This window comes from Diplocloster agilis (genome assembly GCF_019042275.1).
Classification (GTDB): Bacteria; Bacillota; Clostridia; order Lachnospirales; family Lachnospiraceae; genus Diplocloster; species Diplocloster agilis.
The window spans coordinates 1-19,772 of record NZ_JAHQCW010000046.1 but is presented as its reverse complement, the minus strand read 5'-3'; the positions used below and the strand labels follow the sequence as shown (position 1 = coordinate 19,772).

The window sequence follows — 19,772 nt, the reverse complement described above, 5'->3', positions numbered from 1 at the left end:
CTTTCTATTTTTAAAGTATTTTTTTGCTTGCGCTCATCTCCTGCTCCTCTCAGGCACAACGCCTGGGCGGAACCTAAGAGCAGACCGCAATGAAGCAGATAAATATCCATGGCCACAAGGCAGGATCAAACCACATGCGGGGGTTCATTTATTAATTGATCCAGCTCTTCCCGGGTTATGCCCATAAGCTTATATACTTCTTCTCCCGGATTCTGCTGTGCCAACAGCTTCAGGGCTTTTTTAAGTTTAAAATTTTCCTGCCGCACGATTTCCCGTTCTTTTTCTGCCTTTATCTTTTCCTGTTCCGCAGCAGCTTTTTGCCGCTCTGCTTCTTCCTTTTCCCGCTCAATCGCAATCTTTGCCTCGTCTATCTCGCGCTGCATGGCATTCAGCCGCTGATTGTGTTCATATTCAATCATATCAATATCCAGTACCAATGCCTCCTCAATCATCACGGAATACCCTCCTTCCTCCAGTTCCCTGTACTTCTCATAGATATGCTGATACAGTCTGCCGGTTAGGTTCAACAGGATCCTGGCGTCCTTTTTAGTAATGTTGCTGACACGCTCATTTTCTTTGATACTTCCAATTATATCATGGAGTATCAGTTCTTTCAACGCATCCATATTTTCAGGTGTTCTGGATTTTTGGAGAGTTTTTCTGAGACGAAGAAGCTGGAAGGGCACTAAGGCCACTCATACCCTGTTACTGTTTTACGGGGTAGGGAAAGCAGGGATCCTATATGGGAAATGATAACGTCTTATAACAGACCCTGGCTAATGAGTCAGGGTCTGTTATAAAATATCAGGTACGGTGGACTTTTCTTCATATCAGCAGAAAAGTGGGCGTTTTTCACTCCTTCATAAAGCTTTTCTTCCCCTGCTTTTGTGCTTTCTGCCACTGATAACCTCTCTCAAAAATAATGCATTGTTTGTTGGCGGAATGGACAGGTGGTACAGGAACAGCAGGTAATCCCGCCGTGCTTGCGGATAGCCGGCCAGACCGCAGATCATCCCTGATTCCCTCCGAGAAATTCGCGTAAGTCTTTTTCCCCGTCTTTCTGCTGATGAATTCCGGGGAGATATACCCAATTACTTCGGTTGACATCCCAGCTGGCCGATTGGGTCTTCCTTGATTTGTGGATGACTTGGAACTAATCCCATAGGCAATACTGCATTTTCGCTAACTCCCAAAGTCTTACTTGTTCTAGCTTCTCCCGAGGGACACGCAGAGTCACGGTCACAACACCGGGGGCACGTCCGATTTCAATAGCTCCTGAAATAGTCACGCGGTTCATGACCTCCGGGACGGAAAGATCGAGTAATCCCGCAGCACGCTTTAAACCGTTGTCAATGGCCAGATTCAGGTTGGCTCCTGTCCCGATAAAGCTTAAGGGAGCCGATTCTTCCACGGACAGGACACCCCATTTTACGGCTTCCTCCGCAGCTATCTTTTTCTCATCTCCGTTTAACGGACGGGCAAGATAAGGCAGATCCTCCAAATTCGGTAAAAGAATAGGACCGTCAATTTGCAGATCGGGGATCACATTTACATGAAGAATTACAGCGGCACAGACATCTGTCGTATGTCCGGCGATCTCTCCCTCCCCTTGCATGGCATGTACATCACCGACATAGATACCGGCTCCGGCCACCTTGACCGGACACAGAAGAACTGCTCCTTCTCTTACTTTATTAATATCCATATGACCATCCGTCCGCTCTGTCAATGTTTCCTCCGTCTGTGCATATTCGTGCGGTGCCCCCAGCAAAAACTGGCCAAAATCACCGGCATTGTGTGAATCCGGCATTGGACGGCTGGGTATGGTTCCCAGCTGGCCTATAAATGGACGTAACCTGACTGCTACTCCGGAGATCTCCGACGGTGCCATCGTAACAACCGGGTTTTGAATAGAATTTTCCGGAGTCTGCATATAATGTCTTCCATTTTTACCGATCATCTCAGCTGCTTTTTGTCCTACGGTCACACCGATTCTTCTCTTTTCATCAAAGACCATCGTATATCCCTGTGTAAATGCAAACGGCGCGGCCTGTGCACCGCATTTTTTACAGCGAATGGCGGAATCTCCGATTCCTTCTATACGGGTATCCGGATGAGGCTCCCCGCATGACGGGCATTTTGCTGCCACAAATGGATCTCCCACATAGCAGCCTTCCAGTGCTTTATCATTCCCGGAAGCCGTCGCCTCTGAGGTTATCCGTATCGATTCGATACGGATGGCCACCGCATCATTGGGCTTTGCCCCCTCCAGGAAGACAGGCTGGCAGACTTCGTGGCCGCCCCGCAGTTTCGGCGTTATCATTGGACCCCAGCAACCGGCTGTCGTATTTACTATAATCCGTCCTCCATCTCTGACCGGTCCCGCCATCTCTTTTCCGGGATCCAACACCCCATCCGTAAACGTATCAACCAAAACCATCTGTTTTGCTGTCATCTCACTCATCCTCCCTTCTGTCCAAATCAATAATCCTGTACATTGCCTGTACAGCCGTCTCTATTACCTGGTCCATCTCATGTACCACCGGATTGGATTTACCGTTCCGCTCTCTTTCTTGATTCGCCAAAGCCAAGAGAACCGTTCCAACGCGGACTCGCAGGCAGGAACCGGCTACAAAGAGCGCCGCTGATTCCATCTCCGATCCCAGACAGCCGCATCTGAGCCAGGCATTCCACTTATCACTCAATTCATAACCTACGGGCATCCGCTCCGGTTCATGCTGCCCGTAAAAGGAATCTTTACATTGCACAACTCCTGTATGGGAACGCATTCCCAGCTCCTCAGCAGCTCCCCGGAGAGCCTCTATAATCTGTATATCCGCCACTGCCGGGAATTCAACTGGCGCATATTCTTTGCTGGTTCCTTCCATACGAACAGCCCCCGACGCTATGATCAGATCTCCCCCCCTCACCTTCAGATCCATTCCCCCGCAGGTTCCGATCCTGATGAATGTATCTGCTTTACATCTGGCTAATTCTTCCAGCGCAATCACAGCCGACGGCCCGCCGATTCCGGTGGAAGTTACGCTTACGGTTTCCCCGTTTAATTTTCCGGTATAGGTGGTGTATTCCCGGTTATCCGCCTTTTTCTCAGGCTGATCCAGATAAGAGGCAATCTTCTCACAACGTTTTGGGTCTCCGGTTAGAAACACATATTTTCCTACCTCTCCTATTTTTAATTCAATATGGTACTGTAATCCATTTTTCGCATAATTCAAAATCTTTTCTCCCCTTTCTTGGTCAAATCCGGTTTTAGAATCCCTCCCTGGTCACGAATCGTATTCTGAAGAAGCTCCACATTCAGTTCTGAGAATGAGGCTTTCTTTTGTTTCACCAGTATCGCCGCCGCTGTCCCGGCGGCCTCCCCGGTTACTGCACATACCGGGATGACTCTGGTAATGTCCCACATCTGATTTGTGGTGGATATACATCTTCCAGCACTAATCAGATTCCCGCTTTTTGTAGCGGTAAGGCTGGACAATGGAATACAATAAACGGGGCCTTTTTTACGCCAATCTCCGGCCATAGCCACTGTATCCGGGAACCAATACCTTTCGTGAGAGACATCCAGCTCAAAACTTGATTTCAGCCTTCTTGTCATTAAAAATTCCGTACAAGCAGGGATCAGGAACGGATATACCTTCTTTTCCGCCGAAAGGTTTGTTTCTTTAACGTGTTCCTTAATCATCTGCCTTCCATCATAATTATGACGCGCCGCTTCTTTGATCCCAATCCCCCGATAAAGCGGCTGCCCTGCCTGAATCTGGTACATGCTGTCTGTAAGTTGGTGGAGCTTTACTTCCTCCTGATTATAAGAAAAATACCAGGCGGTCCTTATATTTCTTTCATAAGTTTCCGTCCGTTCACCTGCCATCCAACACACGTCCGCATCTCCCGTTGCATCTACCACGGAACCGCACTCCACCCCGATACGTCCTTCCTTGGTTTCCAGTATCACCGCCTCTATCTGCCGACCGCGTCTGTAAACCCCGCAAAATCGACAGTCATACATAAGATCTACCCCATTTTCTACCAGAAGCTCTTCCAGTGAAATCATGAAGGAGGCGGCGTTAAAACGAAGACGGTATCTCTGCTTTTTTCTGCGTTCCGGATTCCCATCTGTTCTCCAGCAGGGCGGTATCTGTCCGGGCCCGTAACGTACAGAATTTTTCATCAGTTCCTCTGCGATTCCTCCGATAACCTGGTTTCCCATTCCATCGCATAGCGGGAGATACACAACTACCAGTCCGAGGGTTGCCAGTCCTCCCAGACAGGTCTCTTTGTCGATCAGACAAGTCTTCGCTCCATTCCTTGCCGCGGCCAGGGCCGCAGCCACTCCGGCGATGCCGCCTCCGATCACTGCCACATCATATGCCTCCACGATCGGTGTGACCCTCTGTTCTTCTATAATCCGCTCCATGTTCTTCCTCCTTCTCCCATTTTATTTCTCATGTTTTCCGGTCGAAAACTCACCGGCAACAGTTCGCCCAGTACATAACGCATGTATTCCGCGTCATTTTTCACAGATAACACCCAAAAATCATTTTCGCAGAATTCCGCCAGTACCTGCCGACACACCCCGCAGGGCGTCAGAAAATGTTCCGGCTGCTGGTCCTTACTCCCCCCCGTCAGGGCAAGACCCACAAAATCCCGTTTACCATCACTGATCGCTTTAAAAATTGCAGTACGCTCCGCGCATATAGTTGGTCCATACGCGGCATTTTCAATATTACACCCCAAGTATACGCTTCCGTCACTGCACAGCAATGCTGCTCCCACCGTAAAGCCGGAATAAGGGGCGTAACTCATCTTTCTTGCCTTACACGCCGCCAATGCCAATTCTTCCGTCTCCATATAGAACCTCCCTTTTCCATTATTACTGTTTTGCTTCTCCTATTTCTTCTAAATATCTGCTGCCTGATCCCTGCTACTTTATTATAGATATATATAATCGCTGGATGAATATAGTAATTTGATAACAAATATAACAATTTTGACATTTTTTCATCAGAAGCATGTTTTATCAAAAAAAGATTCCCATTGCCAGCCAACGGTCTGGGGACAATGGAAATCTCTTAACTATTTTTTTATTTTTTCCTGTTCCGGAGTGATCCCAAAATATTTTTTATATATTTTGGAAAAATATCCTGCCGTGGAATATCCTACCTGGGCAGCGACTGCGTTTATTTTCATATCCGTTGTTCTTAACAGCTCCCGGGCACGCTTCAGACGATAACTCATCAGATATACCCCGAAAGTTTCTTTTGTCTCTTCTTTAAAAAGCCTGCAGAAATATTCCGGTGACAGGCAGGACAGCTTTGCCATATCCGATAAGGAGATATCCTCCCGATAATGATCCTGTATATATCGAACCGCTTCCCTCACAGCTTTTATGTTCGAGGGCGCGTCGGCCTCCTCCATTAGCGCAATAAAATCCATACATAATTGCCGGCATTCCCCTATATCATCTAATTCCCTGGTGCTTAGATCCACCTGGGCAGAATTGTCTGGATTCTTCTGAAATCCTTTTTCCTCCAATAGCAGTGTCAGGCGTTTGCAGATATCTATGCTGCCTTCGATCTCGTCCGGTTGGATCAGACCTGCCTTTTTCAAAAATAAGTCCGTCTTTTCCCGCAATTTTCGATAGCTCCAACAAGCCATGCACTCCAGAACGCCTCTATACTCCTTCCGTATCTCTTCTATCCTGCACGTTCCCTGCCGCTTCAACTGATCATAGCGGTATACCCCTGCATCCGGTTTAAAAAACCGATAAGCAAGCGCATGTTTCGCTTGTTTTATTACCTGCCATGCACTTTGAATGTTTCCTGGTCCAATCGCTATTCCCACGGATAAATCACTCTGTTTTTCTTTTTCCCGGACACATGCCGCCAGTTCTGTCATCCGCCCATAACCAATCATGGATCCCTGATTGTTCCACATAAATAAAAATAAAATCCCCTGATTTCGAAAAGTCCTGGCATTTTCATATAGGGCAGAAGCCTGGTCTAACAGTTGCCTGATATTTCCGCCGAAATTTCGAAAAGCAAACACTGCACATATCGCGTCCCTCTCCATCCCCCAACCCTTTGCCGTCTGCTGCCAGTCTCTTTCATTGACCTCCGGTGCCAGGTATGCGCGATTCCCCTGTTTTTTATACTCCATGCCGGTACTTATTTTGTGCAGTACATCCCGGATCTCACTTTCACTGACTTCTGATTTAAGAAAATACTGAACCGCACCATAGGCTACCGCCTGTTTGGCATATGAAAACTCTGCGTAATTCGTCAGGATTACAAATTCAATTTCCGGCCAGCGCTGCCGGACATACTTCATAAGCTCAATGCCATCCATGCCCGGCATCCGTATATCCGTAATCACCACATCCGGTATATCCTCTTGGATCGCAGCCAGAGCCTCTTTTGCCAGCGCATAGCTTCCCGTAACCTGGTATTCATCCGACAGCTTCTGAATCGTTGAGCTAAACCAACGCCGGATAGGCGCTTCATCATCCACTACCATGATTTTCATACGCAATGCTTCCTCCTACAGTTTCTTCATAACCAGTGTGATTCTTGTTCCCCAGCCCTCACGGCTCTTAATTCGGATGCCGTAGTCGGATCCGTAGACCAGTTGAAGCCGCTCATGCACATTTTTCAACCCGATCCGACTCATTTTTCCGGCTCCATCCAGGATTCCTTTCGCGGTCTCTTCCGGCATTCCCTGGCCGTCATCCTCCACAACGATCTTTAATGTTTCCTGCTCCCCAAATGCCCGTACCCGGATCCTGCAAATTTTCTTTTCCCCTTCCATACCGTGAAAAATAGCATTTTCCACTATAGGCTGCAGCACAAATGCAGGAATCAGGCATTCCCGAACCGCATCTTCGATGTCAAAAGACAGGCAGAAACTCTCAGGATACCGGATCTGCTGCAACTCTCCGTAGATTTCCAGGACTTTCCTCTCCTGATCCACTGTGGTGAATTCATCAGTTCTCGATAGTGTATTGCGCAGAAGCTTTGTAAACTGATATATCATCCGCTCCGCTTCTTGAGTCTCCTCCATAGCTACCAGGCAGCGGATGGAGGACAGGGTATTGTAAATAAAATGGGGATTAATCTGTGCGCGCAGAAAATCCAGTTCCGCTTTTCTTTTCAGCTGTTCCTCCTCTTTTATAGAAGCTAACAGATCCTCCAGCCTGGAAACCATGGCGTTGAATGACACTCCCAGCTGCCCGATCTCATCCCGCCCTGTCACCGTTGTACGGGCGTTTAAGTTTCCTTCCATGACCTGTCCCATCTTATACCGAATATTCAGAATTGGCCTGGTCAGCATATGGGATGCTGCCAGTGCGATACCCAGTATCGCTAGTATCAGCATCAAAAAAAATAACAACAGAAACAGCCTGACCGTATCCATCGGGTGAAGGATAATCTCCTGAGGAATCTCGTCCAGCAGAAACCACTGCGTATTAGGGATCGGACTTGCCACTATGAGATAATCTTCGCCTGCTTTCTCTATAATACGGTAACCATCACCGGTCGTATAGGAATTATCCCAGTCTTCGAAGATCTGGCCAATCTCCCGTTTATCCTGGCATGAGAGTATTTTCCCTTCTTTGTTCACCATCCGGACCGTACGATCCGACACATTCATATCGGAAAAAGTATCATACAACAGTTTTTCACTGACATTTATAACGGCTAACCCGATCGTCTCGCCGGTGATCAGATCATTGATATTGCGAACGACCTGGAATATATAGTGATAAGCCCCAATCCCATTTGGTTCCTCAAAGGTATCCACCAGAACCGGCTCCTGCGTCCCTTCTGAGAGCGCTTTGTAGTATGGCCCGTCTTCCTGCAGGTTCCATTCGTAATTCTTGGAGGAATCGGTGGAGCAGACATAACCGTTCTTTCCCCGCACATAGATGTCAAACCTAACGGAGAACTGGCTGTGGGACCAGCTGAGATCTGACAGGAACTGAACTGCCTGCGCATCCTTGTCCCGGTATTCCTCGCTCTGCAGGCCAGACGGCTCTTTATTTAGTATCTCATTGAGATTACTGTCATACACTAGCCGGTCGCTGGCCGCCTTAACCGTTGAAAAAAGCATCCCCGCATTTTTAGATATCTGCTTCAGAACCGTCCGGTTCATCGTATACAGCTCCCTGACGGCGGCATCCTGCGTATAGCGGTATACAAAAATACCGCTGATCAGAGCCACCGCTGCCATCATTGCGAATAAAACCAGGCTCAATTTTATTTTAATACTGACATTCTTCAACATATCTTCTCTTTCCTTCTGACGGGCTTAGCTTATTTCTCCAGACATCACATTCGCTTTATCTCCGGTCTTTCAGAGTTTCACAATGGCTTCTTCCGGACAAAAATCCATACAAGCTTCACAATCAACACAGTTATCCGGAATGATCAAATAAGCTCCGTTCTTCTCCTGTATCGCTCCGGTATGGCATTCATACACACATTCACCGCATCCGTTGCACCGTTCTATAATTTGATACATTTATTATAATTCCTCCATTCTTTTATTGTCAAACCGGCCTGAGCAGCGATGCACAGGCGACTCAAAGATGAGTTCTAAAGTTTACCCAGTCCGTCCGGCTGCCGGATATTCTTTACTGCAAAAGTAATGATCAAAATAGTTACCACATAGGGCAGCACCACGAAGAGCTGCGGAGGCAGGCCCTTTCCTTGAAGGCTGATCTGAAAAGCGTCAAAAAATCCAAAAAACAGAGCTCCCAGCAGAGCCCCCACCGGGTGATATCTGCCGAATATAGCCACCACATAAGCAATGTATCCTCTCCCCGCTGTCATCTCCCGCACAAATAAGTTCAGATGGTCAAGGCTTAAATAAGCTCCCGCCAGTCCGCAAAACGCCCCGCAGACCAGAACACCGGAATATTTGAGTTTTTGTACCGGAAGTCCCAGCGTCTGTGCCGCCTCAGGGCTTTCTCCTGTCAGACGGAGCCGCAGTCCGTACCGGGTTTTCATCATCACGAACCAGGCTCCAGCGGTCAGGGCTAAAGTAATAAACGTCATCACCGACTGTCCGCTCAGGACCCCGGTGAAGTGGGGAATCCCCTGCACCTGTGGGGAATTGCCTCTATTTCCCCAGAGTAACTGCATGGACAATGTCGTAACAGCCGTGACTAGCAGATTCAGCCCCACTCCGCTGATTACTTGATTCACTTTGTACCGCAAAGACAGTATCCCATGCAGCAATCCGATCAGAGTTCCTGCCAGAATGCCGCACAATACCCCAGCCAGAGCACTTCCTGTATAATAAGAACCGCAGACAGCCGCAAATGCTCCCGACAGCATCATTCCTTCCAAAACAAGAGAGATAATTCCCGCACGTTCACAGAAGATACTTCCGGTAGCAGCCAGGGTCAATGGTATTGACATACGAATCGTCGAGATCCATATCGTCTCTATATTCATTGTTCCTTCGCCTCCTTCCTTCTGCCGGTTAATCTTCCGGCCAGTTTATAACCACTGCTCTTTAAATCTTCCACCAACATTGGTGCTGCTACAAAAATCACAACCAAAGCCTGTATCACCGATATAAAATCTGTTGGAAGATTGGTCGTCATATTCAGTCGCAGCGCCCCTGCCCTCAGCGCTCCAAAAATAATGGATGAGACCAGTACCATAAGCGGCCGGTTGGATGCCAGGGCAGCAACTGCAATCCCGTCAAAACCATATCCTGCGGAAAAACCGTCCACAAACCTTCGGTCCACTCCGGTTATATGGCATGCGCCTCCGATTCCGGCTATGGCACCACTCACAAACATAGCTAAAATAAGGATCCGCCGGATACGTACGCCGGCCGTCTGCGCGGCTTTCCTATTACTGCCGGTTACCGTGATATCAAATCCCTTTGCGGTTCTTCCCAGAAAGTATCTTACTGCGAAAGCCGTAAAAACAGCCAAGAGGATAGCCGCTGACAACTGACTATGGGCAGACAGCTTTGGCAGCATAGCCGATGGCATAACATTCTGCGTCTGTGCTACCGGTCCCGGCGCTTTCAACGGATAATTGACCAAATAGCTGGTTAAATTTATTGCCACAAAGTTCAGCATCAACGTGGAAATCACTTCATTTGCCCCGAAGCAGGCTTTCATGACTCCGGCCAGAGCGCCGAATAATCCCCCCGCAATCATTCCTGCACATAACGTTAAACCGATATGCACTGGCGCCGGCAAACCGAGGTTCATCCCTCCTATGGCCGCCGCGGCGATTCCTCCCATATAGATCTGCCCTTCCATTCCCAGATTAAACATCCCTGCCTTCGAAGCAAATATATATGCCAGACCTGAAAAAATCAGCGGGGTAGCTTGAATCATTGTCTGGACAATTGCACTATTTGAACCAAATGCGCCGCTTATGATCGCTCCAAATATCAAAAAAGGCTGATATCCGCAAATCGCCATAAGAATCCCGCTTACCACAAAAGCCATAAGCAGCGAAACCAACGCCTGCATTCCGTTTTTTACCTTTATTTTCCTATTCATTTTTTCCTCCAGACGCACATTTACTGCGTTCCCCCTGCCATTAGCAGACCCAGTTCCGTCTCCGTGTATGCATCGGACATCTTTTCCGATACGATCCTGCCCTCATAAATCACGGCTATCCGGTCGGAAAGACTTCGGATTTCATCCAGATCCGCCGATATAAGCAGGATCGCTTTTCCTTTATCCCTTAACTCCAAAAGCATGTGGTGTATGTATTCCATCGCCCCGACATCCACTCCCCTGGTAGGCTGTGCCGCAATCAGTACATCGGGATCCTGATGCAGTACTCTGGCAATTACAACCTTTTGCTGATTCCCTCCGGACAGTGCCGACACGGGGAGCCTGCCATCCCGGGCTTTCACCCCATACTCTTTTATCAGTCGTTCTGCTATTAACCGATTATTTTTCTTTCTGAGAATTCCCCATTTCTGGAACTCGCTTTGATGATGGTAGCCCAGCATCAGATTTTCCTCAATACTCATGGATAATACAAGTCCTCTGGTAGTTCGGTCTTCCGGAATATGCCCGATTCCGTTGCCAAGGAATTCTCTAGCCTGGCTGTTCATTTTCCTCCCGTTCAGGATTAGAGAACCTGTGCCCGGCTTTCTAAGGCCGCACAGTACTTCGATCAGTTCTGTCTGACCGTTGCCTTCGATTCCCGCAAGCCCCAGGATTTCGCCTTTGCGCAAGGAAAGATCTATCTGGTCCAGCTTATGCCCTCCGTTTTCTCCAAGTGACAGGTTCGATATCTGATAGACGGTTTTTCCTATCTTTTTGCTTCTTCTCTGAATATGTAATTCCACATTTCTCCCAACCATCAACGCGGCCAGTTCTTCCTGATCCGTCTTTTCAGGATCGATTCCATACGCGGTAATTTTTCCATCTCGCAGGACGGAAATGCGGTCCGCTATTTGAAGCGTTTCTTTTAACTTATGCGTTATTAAAATTATACTTTTGCCTTCCTGCTTCAGTCTGCGCAGGACGTTGAACAGTTCATCCGACTCCTGCGGTGTCAAAACCGCGGTGGGTTCATCCATAATCAATATCTCCGCTTCTCTGTACAGTGCCTTAAGGATTTCCACCCGTTGTTGATTTCCAACCGATAATTCCTGTACTCTTCGCTCCGGATTCACTTCCATATGATATTGTCCGCCCAGCCTTCTCACCGTTTCAACTGCATTCTTATAGCTGAACACCCTGGTGTTATCCGGTTCCCAGCCGGCCACTACGTTCTCCGCTACAGTCAGGTAACCGGCCAGCATAAAATGCTGGTGTACCATGTTAATCCCGTAACCAATGGCATCTTTGGAAGAACGGATATTAGCCAGGCTGCCATTAATAAAAATTTCACCTTCATCCGGTTGGATCATTCCATATAACATTTTCATTAAAGTTGTTTTTCCTGCTCCATTTTCTCCCAGAAGCACATGGATTTCTCCTTTTTTGATATGAAAATCCGTCCGGTCTACCGCAGCCACATTTCCAAAACGCTTGGATATCCCTCTCATAGATACGGCATCTTCTCCCATTTGTCCTGCCCCTTTCCGTAAAGAACTTATAAAGATGGACTGCCGCACAACGACAGTCCCATCCCGTTTCCGCCTATCTCTGCCCCGCCTTTATCTTGAGTATTGATGCTGTAAAAGCCATTCTTCCAGTTCTTCCTCTGTAGAAGGCGGGACTATCTCTCCACCGGACACTTTTCCCTTAATCTCCTCAATAACAGCCAGGACGTCGTCCGGAATGGCGATATTAGAGTCCTCATTGGAAAATCCTACCGCATCCTCTTTAATTCCCCAGTTGTGAACGCCGGGTTCCCAGGTGCCGTCCAGGGTAGTTTTGATCTCGTTATAAATCATCAAGTGTACATTTCCCACCGATGTCGCAATAATATAATCCGGCTCAATATAACTTTGGCTTTTCCCTACGCCGATGGCGTATCTGTCCGCCTCTTTCGCTGCACTGAATAATCCAAGTCCAGTAGCACCCGCGATATGCTGGATGAAATCAGCACCTCTTTTATACATTGATAAAGCAACTTCTTTCCCCTTGGCCGGGTCATTAAAGTCTCCTACCACGGCCGAAAGGACTTCACATTCAGGATTCACATATTTAACCCCCGCCTCAAATCCCACAACCCCGGACCGCAGGCTTGGATAGTCGGCGCCCAGAATGGCGCCCACCACATTTTCCTCATTTGCTTTCTCAAACCGATCGTCCAGGGTACCCAATCCTGCCAGGACGCCGCACAAAAAAGTCTGTTCCGGCCATTTCGTAGAATAACAGCTCACATTACTCATATCGACTTGAGAATCAACAATCCCGAATTTCTGATCCGGGAACTCGCTGGCTACCGTAGTCATCGCATCGCTCTGTCCGGATCCCAGCCCCAGTATCAGTTCATACTCACCGCTCTGTGCATACATCCGAAAAGCCGCCTCATAATCACTCACCGATTTCGGCTCCGCATATGTGAATTCAATCCCAAAATCCTTTTGTGCCATCAAAAGCCCTTCATAACCCATATCACAGAAATTTTTATCTCCCAGGCCTTCTGTTGGAAGAATCAGTCCAAATTTTACGTCAGAGACATCTCCAACTGCACTGTCGTCATTTCCCTGATCAGTCGTCGATACTTCGCCGGCTTGTCCTTCTTTTGAGCAAGCTGCCGTCGCTAACAGCATCCCTGCAATAACTCCCAATACCACAAAATATCTCCATATTTTTCTATTCACGCTACCTTCTCCTTTTTGTATTTCTCTATCTTAGATTGCAATCTTGATAATCCCATTATAAAAAAGCTAAGTAAGAAATGAAATAAACGATTTTATTATACCATAGAACAATCTTGACTTCGCTTCTTCAGTCCCATATTCTTAAACTAAAAGACGCCATGCACCCCAAGGGGTAACATAGCGCCGAATTAAGATCTAAATACCCAATCAGCTCAGCATTCCACCCAACGTCCCGCCGGCCATACACAGCACCAGCGTGGTAAAGAAATTCCCGATTTCTCCCTGCAGCGTATGATTTAACGCCAGGGTGATAATAGTCAGAATTGCAAAATACGCACCGCCGACCACCATTCCCCAGAGGAATTTTCTGCTGCCGGTCCGTTTTCCGGCGATGAATCCCCCGGCGAAACAGGAGATCAGATAGATCGCGATCACACCGATATTCACCTGATTTTCTCCCAGGTCTAATTTGTAAAGCAGCAATGCCAGAATCAATAAGAGAATTCCTGTTATAATATAGGAAACAAATAAAATTTTAATTATGGTCATGACCTTGACTTCTTTTTTTGCGGTTTTTTCCATGCCTTTTCCCCCTCCCTACATTACATAATATATTTCCTGTTTTCCGGAACTATGACTATAACTTGCAATCTGTCCGAAAATAATGTATATTTTGGAATAGATGTTAATTATTGTAATCATTAAGAGGAGTTGAGAATTCATTGGATTCAAGTGACGCGATACAGCTCGTAATCCTATTAGTATTGCTTATGCTGTCCGCATTCTTTTCATCGGCCGAGACAGCCCTTACCACTGTCAACAAAATCCGCATCCGCACTCTTGCCGAGGAGGGCGATAAGCGGGCAATCCGGGTATTAAAAATAACGGAAGATTCCGGTAAGATGCTGAGCGCCGTTTTAATCGGAAATAATATAGTCAACCTTTCCGCATCTTCCATGGCTACACTGTTGGCCACGAAGTTATGGGGAAACGCCGGCGCCGGGCTTGCAACGGGTATATTGACCCTGCTGATCCTGGTATTTGGCGAGATTTCACCAAAAACTCTGGCCACGATATTTGCCGAAAATCTGTCCCTTGCTTATTCCGGAATTATCTATCTGCTGATGAAGCTTCTGACCCCGGTTATTTTCATTGTGAACAAGCTGGCACTGGGATTTTTGCTTTTATTAAGGATCGATCCCAATTCCAGGAACAATACAATGACAGAGACGGAGCTTCGCACGATTGTAGACGTCAGCCATGAGGACGGGGTTATAGAGACGGAAGAACACCAGATGATTCACAACGTATTTGATTTCGGCGATTCCTTCGCAAAGGATGTCATGATTCCCAGAATTGATGTGACCGCTGTCGATGTAAACAGTACGTATGAGGAAATTATCGATACTTTCCGGGAAGATTTATACACCAGGTTACCGGTTTATGAGGAGAATACAGACGATGTGATCGGTATTTTGAATGTGAAGGACCTCCTGCTCTGTGACAAGGAACATTTTAATATCCGGGAATTGCTAAGAGAGCCTTATTATACCTATGAATATAAGAAAACCTCAGAATTGATGCTGGAAATGCGGAATTCCTCAAAAAATGTGACCATCGTCCTGGACGAATACGGAGCCACGGCAGGGCTGATTACTCTGGAAGACCTGTTAGAGGAGATCGTAGGAGAAATCCGGGATGAATACGATATGGATGAAGAGGACGCGCTGCAGATGATCAGCGATACGGAGTATGTCGTAGACGGTCATATGAAGCTGGATGACCTGGAAGACGTTTTGCATCTGGGTCTGGATTCTGAGGATTATGATTCCATCGGCGGCTTTATCATCGAACAGCTGGATCATCTCCCTAAGACAGGCGAATCTGTCCGTACGGAGAATGGTATCCGTCTTTGTGTCGACGCCGTGGACAAAAACAGGATCGACAAGGTTCACATCTATCTTCCGGAGCCTGAGGATACCGAAACGAAATAAAGACAGGAAATGGGCCGGTGTGCGTCGGTGTCCCGGAATGCTCCGTGCAGCCGGATTCTTTTGTGTCTCCCCGGGAGCACAGCCGCCCTATGCACTCCCGGGGAGACACAAAAGAATCCGGCTGCACGGAGCATTCCGGGACACCGACACACACCGGCCCTTAAGTAGCGGGCATACCCAAACCCGAGGAAGAACCATCGTCCGGATGCATCCCTTTTATCTGCCTGACTTCTAACAGCTCACAGACTCTTAATGGCCGTGATGATGGTCATGATGATTCCCCTCTACTTCGATTCCCTCTCCCGCCAGCCGCAGGATATCCGCCACCTCGTCCTCCGGCATATTCAGATAAGCAGCCAGTTCTTCTACCGTCACTTTCCGGTCCAGTTCTTCTGTTAGATTGCTGACCCCCTGACTGATCAGGTTTACCTTTGTAACGATCGTGTCATTTGCACTTTTCAGTAATTCCTGCTCCTCCAACGTTTCCTGCATGGAACTGCGGATGGCCGCACACACCTGTTCTTCACAGACATCCTGTCCCATATCCGGTGATTCTGCATTAAGGGATTCCAAAGAAAGCATCAACGCGATATTTCCTTCCTGTACCAGGTCGCTCAGCATAACTCCCTGGCCCGCATACTCCATAGCCGTCTCAAGGACAGTGGCGAGATATAACTCTGTAAGCCTTCCCTTGGCCAGCGTATCCCCCTGGGACAGTTTGGCAAAGAGCGCCTTCTTTTCTCCGGGCGCTTCCGGTTGTACAGCATCCAGATCCTCACGGTAGGAACGGCAAAAATTCTCCTCCTCTTCACTTAGCTGCACTGTGGTTTGCATATTTTCCGATGTCATTATCCATTACCTCACTCGTTCGTCATAAATGAACCATAAATAATAATATACTTTACCACACTGCTATTTTTCTGACAAGAAGTAATCGGCTCTGTGGATAAAAAACATCCAGTCTTCGCCATCTGGGGGACCTTTTACCGTAATGCTTGTGTGATCCGGCAGCTCCTTCAAAAATCTCCCACTCCCATCTTCGATGCTCTTTCGTATCCTTTTACATATGGTTTCCAGTTCCTTTGGTTCCATCTGAAGAAAAGGGAACCGGAAGGTCCGGCCTTTTGTCTCCGCCCAGACATGAATTTTTTCTTCCCCCGGCACGGTGCCGGCCATCAGGCCGGATATCCGCATGTGCCCCAGTACATCCGCACATCCCCATCCCAGGGATTCTTCGAAGATGCGCTGTGTTAAAATCTGCAGCTTGTCCATATAGTTCAGTGATACTCTTTCTTTTAAAAAGATTTTGTCTATATCCTGAGCGGTTATATCGAAGTACTCTTTGTCACGGCGGCTATAATACTCCGGGCTGCAGCGGCGGAGCAATTTCTCCAACCCTTCTGTCCCGGATTCCAGGTGAAACTGATAAAGCAGAATTTCAAAACGGTCCAATACAGTTAAATTGGCCGGTTCCTGAAACAAAATAAGCTTATCCAGAGTGTCTGACCTGATTTTATAATCATCTAAAAGAATCTTCCTTATATATTCCCTGACCAGATTCCTGGCCTGCGCATTTCCACCCCCACATTCCTTTAATGCCCAACGCAGCCTTATCTTAAAGTCCTCCCTCATCTTATTTTTCAAATCATCAGGATTCCCATCCTCACTTTTCATCACCAGGAAATTATGAATTCTAAGGCAAATCCCCTCCTTCAATTCTTCCATATTCTGAATATCCTGATTCGTATGAATCTGATTACTCAATCATACCTGCCTTTCTCAATACCATCTGGGTAGTTTTTAAAACTTCCAACATAAAAAGCTCATTTCTGCAGGTTTGACCGCCATCATGGTTATTGAGCAAAAAACCAAGAACATTAAGCTCAGACACCGCTTTTTCAAATTCCGGGTTATATAGGATCACGCCAAAGTGTTCCCGGCTGACCCTGTAAATATTATGTATATAGCTGGCGTTGCAAGTGGAATCTTCATCATAACGGTCCCACACATACAGATATTTGTGTGAATAAATCTGTCTGCATTTAAAAAACCGGTCCAGGGCATTGTAGTTTTGCCAAAGGTTAACAGTAATTACATCCGCCGCCTGGAAGATCCGCTTAAGCTTGTTGTCTTTAACAGGCCCCGCATCCAGAAATACCAGGTCCACCTTCTTTTCGATCTGTTTCAGATAGGGTACACAGGAATCCTGTTGAATCCATCTGCGGTTTCTTTCCCTGTCCGTCATCTTCTCTTCGAATTCTTCGGCAATGCCCGGATAGTAAATTCTGTCTTTCCATATGGACATCAGGTGAATCTCTTTCGTCCGCCTGACCGGAGCAACCTGATTCTTATGGATCAGGCATACTTTTTTTCCATATTTTATAGCTGCCATCATCCCAATACAAAGCATATTATCACCGGCAGGTATATCCGGAATCGGACTCCAGAAAACAATGATCAAACAGCTCCCCCCTCCTTGCGGCGCGGTAGGCATACATAATATCCATCCAGCTTCCCGCTGTGATGTTCTGCGCCATACGCAGAATCGTTTTTTCCATGCCGGCCGATATCTCACCGAATTCCCGGCATGGCTCGTACTGCATTTGTATCCGATATTCATAATCTAATATGTCCTGATCAATCATATATAGATTCCTTATTTTCGCTATCTCCTGCTCAAAGAAATGTCTCACACATTCTTCCTGGATTTTATGGGCGCACATATCTCTTACAACAAGATTTACCGGATTCTGCAATTTCCGCAAAAGGTATCTGCATTGTTCCATATTCAGTTTCTGCGGGTCCGTCACCAGATAGGTCTCATCATATCCGGCCTGCTGTCCGGGGTCCCACTTTCCCAGGTCCTCAAACACATAATCATATCCCGAAATGTCGACGCTGTCCATAGGAATCCGGAAACCATATTCCACCCCCTGCAATATAAAGCTCTGACCGGGTAATTCAGGCATGGGAATACAATATTTTAGCTCCTGCTCCGCGGAATTATCCACGGTTAACACCCGATGCCCCAACTGATGGATCACACGTCCGAGATAAATACAGATATCATGTTTTTGAACACCAAGAAAGCCTATTTTCTTTGTAATAAGCACAAAAATCCCCCCTCTACTAATTTTATTCCGCTTTGCCCAACTGAACAGCACGGATGGACCCCGGCCGTGTTACCGGCCGGCAGCAAAATAGAAGCTCTTCTGACTGTACAGAATCACCTTTTTATAGCAGAACCCTGGTCTTCATTTAAGTTTGCGTTGGGAATCATTGAAAGACTTTAGCAAGACACTTTAGATGTAACTATCATATACAATTTTTGTTGTTTTGTAAATACATTTAAAGAAATTTGTCAAAAAAAATTAGTCGACAGTTGCTTTTCGACACCATCGACTAATTTCGACATTCTCTGCTACAGGGTAATCAGCGTGCTGTACCCCGCATTGCGAAGCCTGTTTTCCATCTTAACCGCATTATCCAGCTGGGAAAACGCGCCCACTTGTACGATATAGTTTCCTCCCTCCTGGATCATAAATGCCGGATACCCTTCCATCTGCAGCCGGTCCAACAAATTCTCCGCATTATTCCGGTTCCGGAAAATTCCAACCTGTACCCGGTAATACCTGGGAACTGTAATCTCCTCAGGCGGAAGCGTCTGCAAAATCCCATTGGCAATCGCCTGCGCCAGCCGGTCAAACTGGGCGTCAAATATCGCGTTGTCCTTGTCACTATTAATGAACCCGGCTTCTACCAGCAAAGAAGGCATCTGCGTGCTGTTCAGCACGATCAGGTTCGGCCGTTCGCTCACCCCTATGTTCCGAAATCCCAACTGGCTCAGCTCCCGGTTAATATTCCGGGCCATCTGTGCCTTCAACCCTGAATCGTCATATACCAGCGTCTCAACACCCTCATATTGATTCGGGTTCGGGCTGGAATTGCGATGTATGGAGACAAAAAGATCCGCTCCCTCCTGATTCGCAATCCGCGCTTTTTGCCCCGGACTTTGGGTAATGTCTTCTGTTCTTGTATATATTACATTTACACCGTGATCTTCCAGGATTTTTCCTACGGCAAGGGCAAGATTCAGGGCATCCGTTTTTTCCTGCCTGCCCTGATAGGTCGCCCCGGGATTACTGCCGCCATGCCCCGCGTCAATTACGACTTTCGCCAATTAGTTCTCCTCCCATATCTATACTCATATAGTCTAGTTTATGCGAAGGGACGGGAATTGGTGCAAGAAAAAAAGCCTTATTCCCCGCACCCGGTTCTTCCTCGGGATTGGGTATGCCCGCTGTTTAAGGGCCGGGATGCTCCGGATGGCCGGATTCCTTTGTGTCTCCCCGGGAGCGCATAGGGCGGCTGAGCTCCCGCTTAGTGGAATCAAAAAGCCGGGTTCAGGATGACCGGCGGACTTCACGTCCGACGGGCAAGAGCCTCTGAACCGGGAACACATCACGTGTTCCTGGTGAATAGGCTCGGTTC

At 47.4% G+C, this 19,772-nt stretch carries 19 protein-coding genes; 1 reads left to right on the top strand and 18 read right to left on the bottom strand.

The window, feature by feature from the left end; all coding sequences use genetic code 11:
• Window positions 1-125: 125 nt before the first annotated feature.
• From KTH89_RS20755 to KTH89_RS20695, 13 genes are all read right to left on the bottom strand, one after another.
• On the bottom strand, window positions 126-626 hold the full coding sequence (locus KTH89_RS20755; protein ID WP_238722955.1) for a hypothetical protein: 501 nt from the start codon (window positions 624-626) through the stop codon (window positions 126-128).
• Window positions 627-1,153: 527 nt separating this feature from the next.
• Window positions 1,154-2,455, bottom strand: coding sequence for an acetamidase/formamidase family protein (locus KTH89_RS20750; RefSeq protein ID WP_158347239.1), 1,302 nt, complete (start codon window positions 2,453-2,455; stop codon window positions 1,154-1,156).
• Window position 2,456: 1 nt separating this feature from the next.
• Window positions 2,457-3,239, bottom strand: coding sequence for a uridine phosphorylase (gene udp / locus KTH89_RS20745; RefSeq protein WP_334300831.1), 783 nt, complete (start codon window positions 3,237-3,239; stop codon window positions 2,457-2,459).
• Window positions 3,233-4,438 (bottom strand): FAD-dependent oxidoreductase, encoded by a 1,206-nt coding sequence (locus tag KTH89_RS20740; protein ID WP_158347241.1) that lies wholly within the window; start codon window positions 4,436-4,438, stop codon window positions 3,233-3,235. Before KTH89_RS20740 ends, udp begins: the two co-directional genes overlap by 7 nt.
• Window positions 4,423-4,872 carry a cytidine deaminase gene (gene cdd / locus KTH89_RS20735; RefSeq protein WP_158347242.1) on the bottom strand — a complete coding sequence of 150 codons (450 nt, stop codon included), beginning with the start codon at window positions 4,870-4,872 and terminating at the stop codon, window positions 4,423-4,425. Before cdd ends, KTH89_RS20740 begins: the two co-directional genes overlap by 16 nt.
• Window positions 4,873-5,097: 225 nt before the next feature.
• Window positions 5,098-6,546: a response regulator gene (locus tag KTH89_RS20730; RefSeq protein WP_158347243.1), complete on the bottom strand. Its 1,449-nt coding sequence runs from the start codon at window positions 6,544-6,546 to the stop codon at window positions 5,098-5,100.
• A gap of 15 nt (window positions 6,547-6,561) precedes the next feature.
• Window positions 6,562-8,304 (bottom strand): cache domain-containing sensor histidine kinase, encoded by a 1,743-nt coding sequence (locus tag KTH89_RS20725; protein WP_158347244.1) that lies wholly within the window; start codon window positions 8,302-8,304, stop codon window positions 6,562-6,564.
• Window positions 8,305-8,373: 69 nt separating this feature from the next.
• Window positions 8,374-8,541, bottom strand: a complete 168-nt coding sequence (locus tag KTH89_RS20720; protein WP_158347245.1) for a DUF362 domain-containing protein — start codon at window positions 8,539-8,541, stop codon at window positions 8,374-8,376.
• Between the two features lie 74 nt (window positions 8,542-8,615).
• Entirely contained in the window at window positions 8,616-9,479 is an 864-nt protein-coding gene (locus KTH89_RS20715) for an ABC transporter permease (protein ID WP_158347246.1), read from the bottom strand.
• Window positions 9,476-10,552, bottom strand: coding sequence for an ABC transporter permease (locus KTH89_RS20710; protein WP_158347247.1), 1,077 nt, complete (start codon window positions 10,550-10,552; stop codon window positions 9,476-9,478). Before KTH89_RS20710 ends, KTH89_RS20715 begins: the two co-directional genes overlap by 4 nt.
• A 20-nt stretch (window positions 10,553-10,572) precedes the next feature.
• Window positions 10,573-12,081 carry an ABC transporter ATP-binding protein gene (locus tag KTH89_RS20705; RefSeq protein ID WP_238722954.1) on the bottom strand — a complete coding sequence of 503 codons (1,509 nt, stop codon included), beginning with the start codon at window positions 12,079-12,081 and terminating at the stop codon, window positions 10,573-10,575.
• A gap of 90 nt (window positions 12,082-12,171) precedes the next feature.
• Window positions 12,172-13,287: a BMP family ABC transporter substrate-binding protein gene (locus tag KTH89_RS20700; protein ID WP_238722953.1), complete on the bottom strand. Its 1,116-nt coding sequence runs from the start codon at window positions 13,285-13,287 to the stop codon at window positions 12,172-12,174.
• Between the two features lie 207 nt (window positions 13,288-13,494).
• Entirely contained in the window at window positions 13,495-13,869 is a 375-nt protein-coding gene (locus KTH89_RS20695; RefSeq protein WP_158347248.1) for a TIGR04086 family membrane protein, read from the bottom strand.
• 140 nt (window positions 13,870-14,009) lie between these two features.
• Between KTH89_RS20695 and KTH89_RS20690 the strand changes: the two genes are divergently transcribed.
• Window positions 14,010-15,281 (top strand): HlyC/CorC family transporter, encoded by a 1,272-nt coding sequence (locus tag KTH89_RS20690; RefSeq protein WP_158347249.1) that lies wholly within the window; start codon window positions 14,010-14,012, stop codon window positions 15,279-15,281.
• Between the two features lie 249 nt (window positions 15,282-15,530).
• On the opposite strand, the gene KTH89_RS20685 is transcribed toward KTH89_RS20690, so the two are convergent.
• The 5 genes from KTH89_RS20685 to KTH89_RS20665 all read right to left on the bottom strand — a co-directional run bounded on the left by KTH89_RS20685 (window position 15,531) and on the right by KTH89_RS20665 (window position 19,461).
• Window positions 15,531-16,130: a sigma-70 domain-containing protein gene (locus KTH89_RS20685; protein ID WP_238722952.1), complete on the bottom strand. Its 600-nt coding sequence runs from the start codon at window positions 16,128-16,130 to the stop codon at window positions 15,531-15,533.
• Between the two features lie 63 nt (window positions 16,131-16,193).
• Entirely contained in the window at window positions 16,194-17,045 is an 852-nt protein-coding gene (locus tag KTH89_RS20680) for a hypothetical protein (RefSeq protein WP_238722951.1), read from the bottom strand.
• Entirely contained in the window at window positions 17,038-17,742 is a 705-nt protein-coding gene (locus tag KTH89_RS20675) for a hypothetical protein (protein WP_238722950.1), read from the bottom strand. The genes KTH89_RS20680 and KTH89_RS20675 overlap by 8 nt, the downstream gene beginning before the upstream one ends.
• Window positions 17,696-18,394 carry a hypothetical protein gene (locus tag KTH89_RS20670; RefSeq protein WP_238722949.1) on the bottom strand — a complete coding sequence of 233 codons (699 nt, stop codon included), beginning with the start codon at window positions 18,392-18,394 and terminating at the stop codon, window positions 17,696-17,698. The genes KTH89_RS20675 and KTH89_RS20670 overlap by 47 nt, the downstream gene beginning before the upstream one ends.
• A gap of 308 nt (window positions 18,395-18,702) precedes the next feature.
• Window positions 18,703-19,461, bottom strand: coding sequence for an N-acetylmuramoyl-L-alanine amidase (locus KTH89_RS20665; protein ID WP_238722948.1), 759 nt, complete (start codon window positions 19,459-19,461; stop codon window positions 18,703-18,705).
• Between the last annotated feature and the right edge of the window lie 311 nt (window positions 19,462-19,772).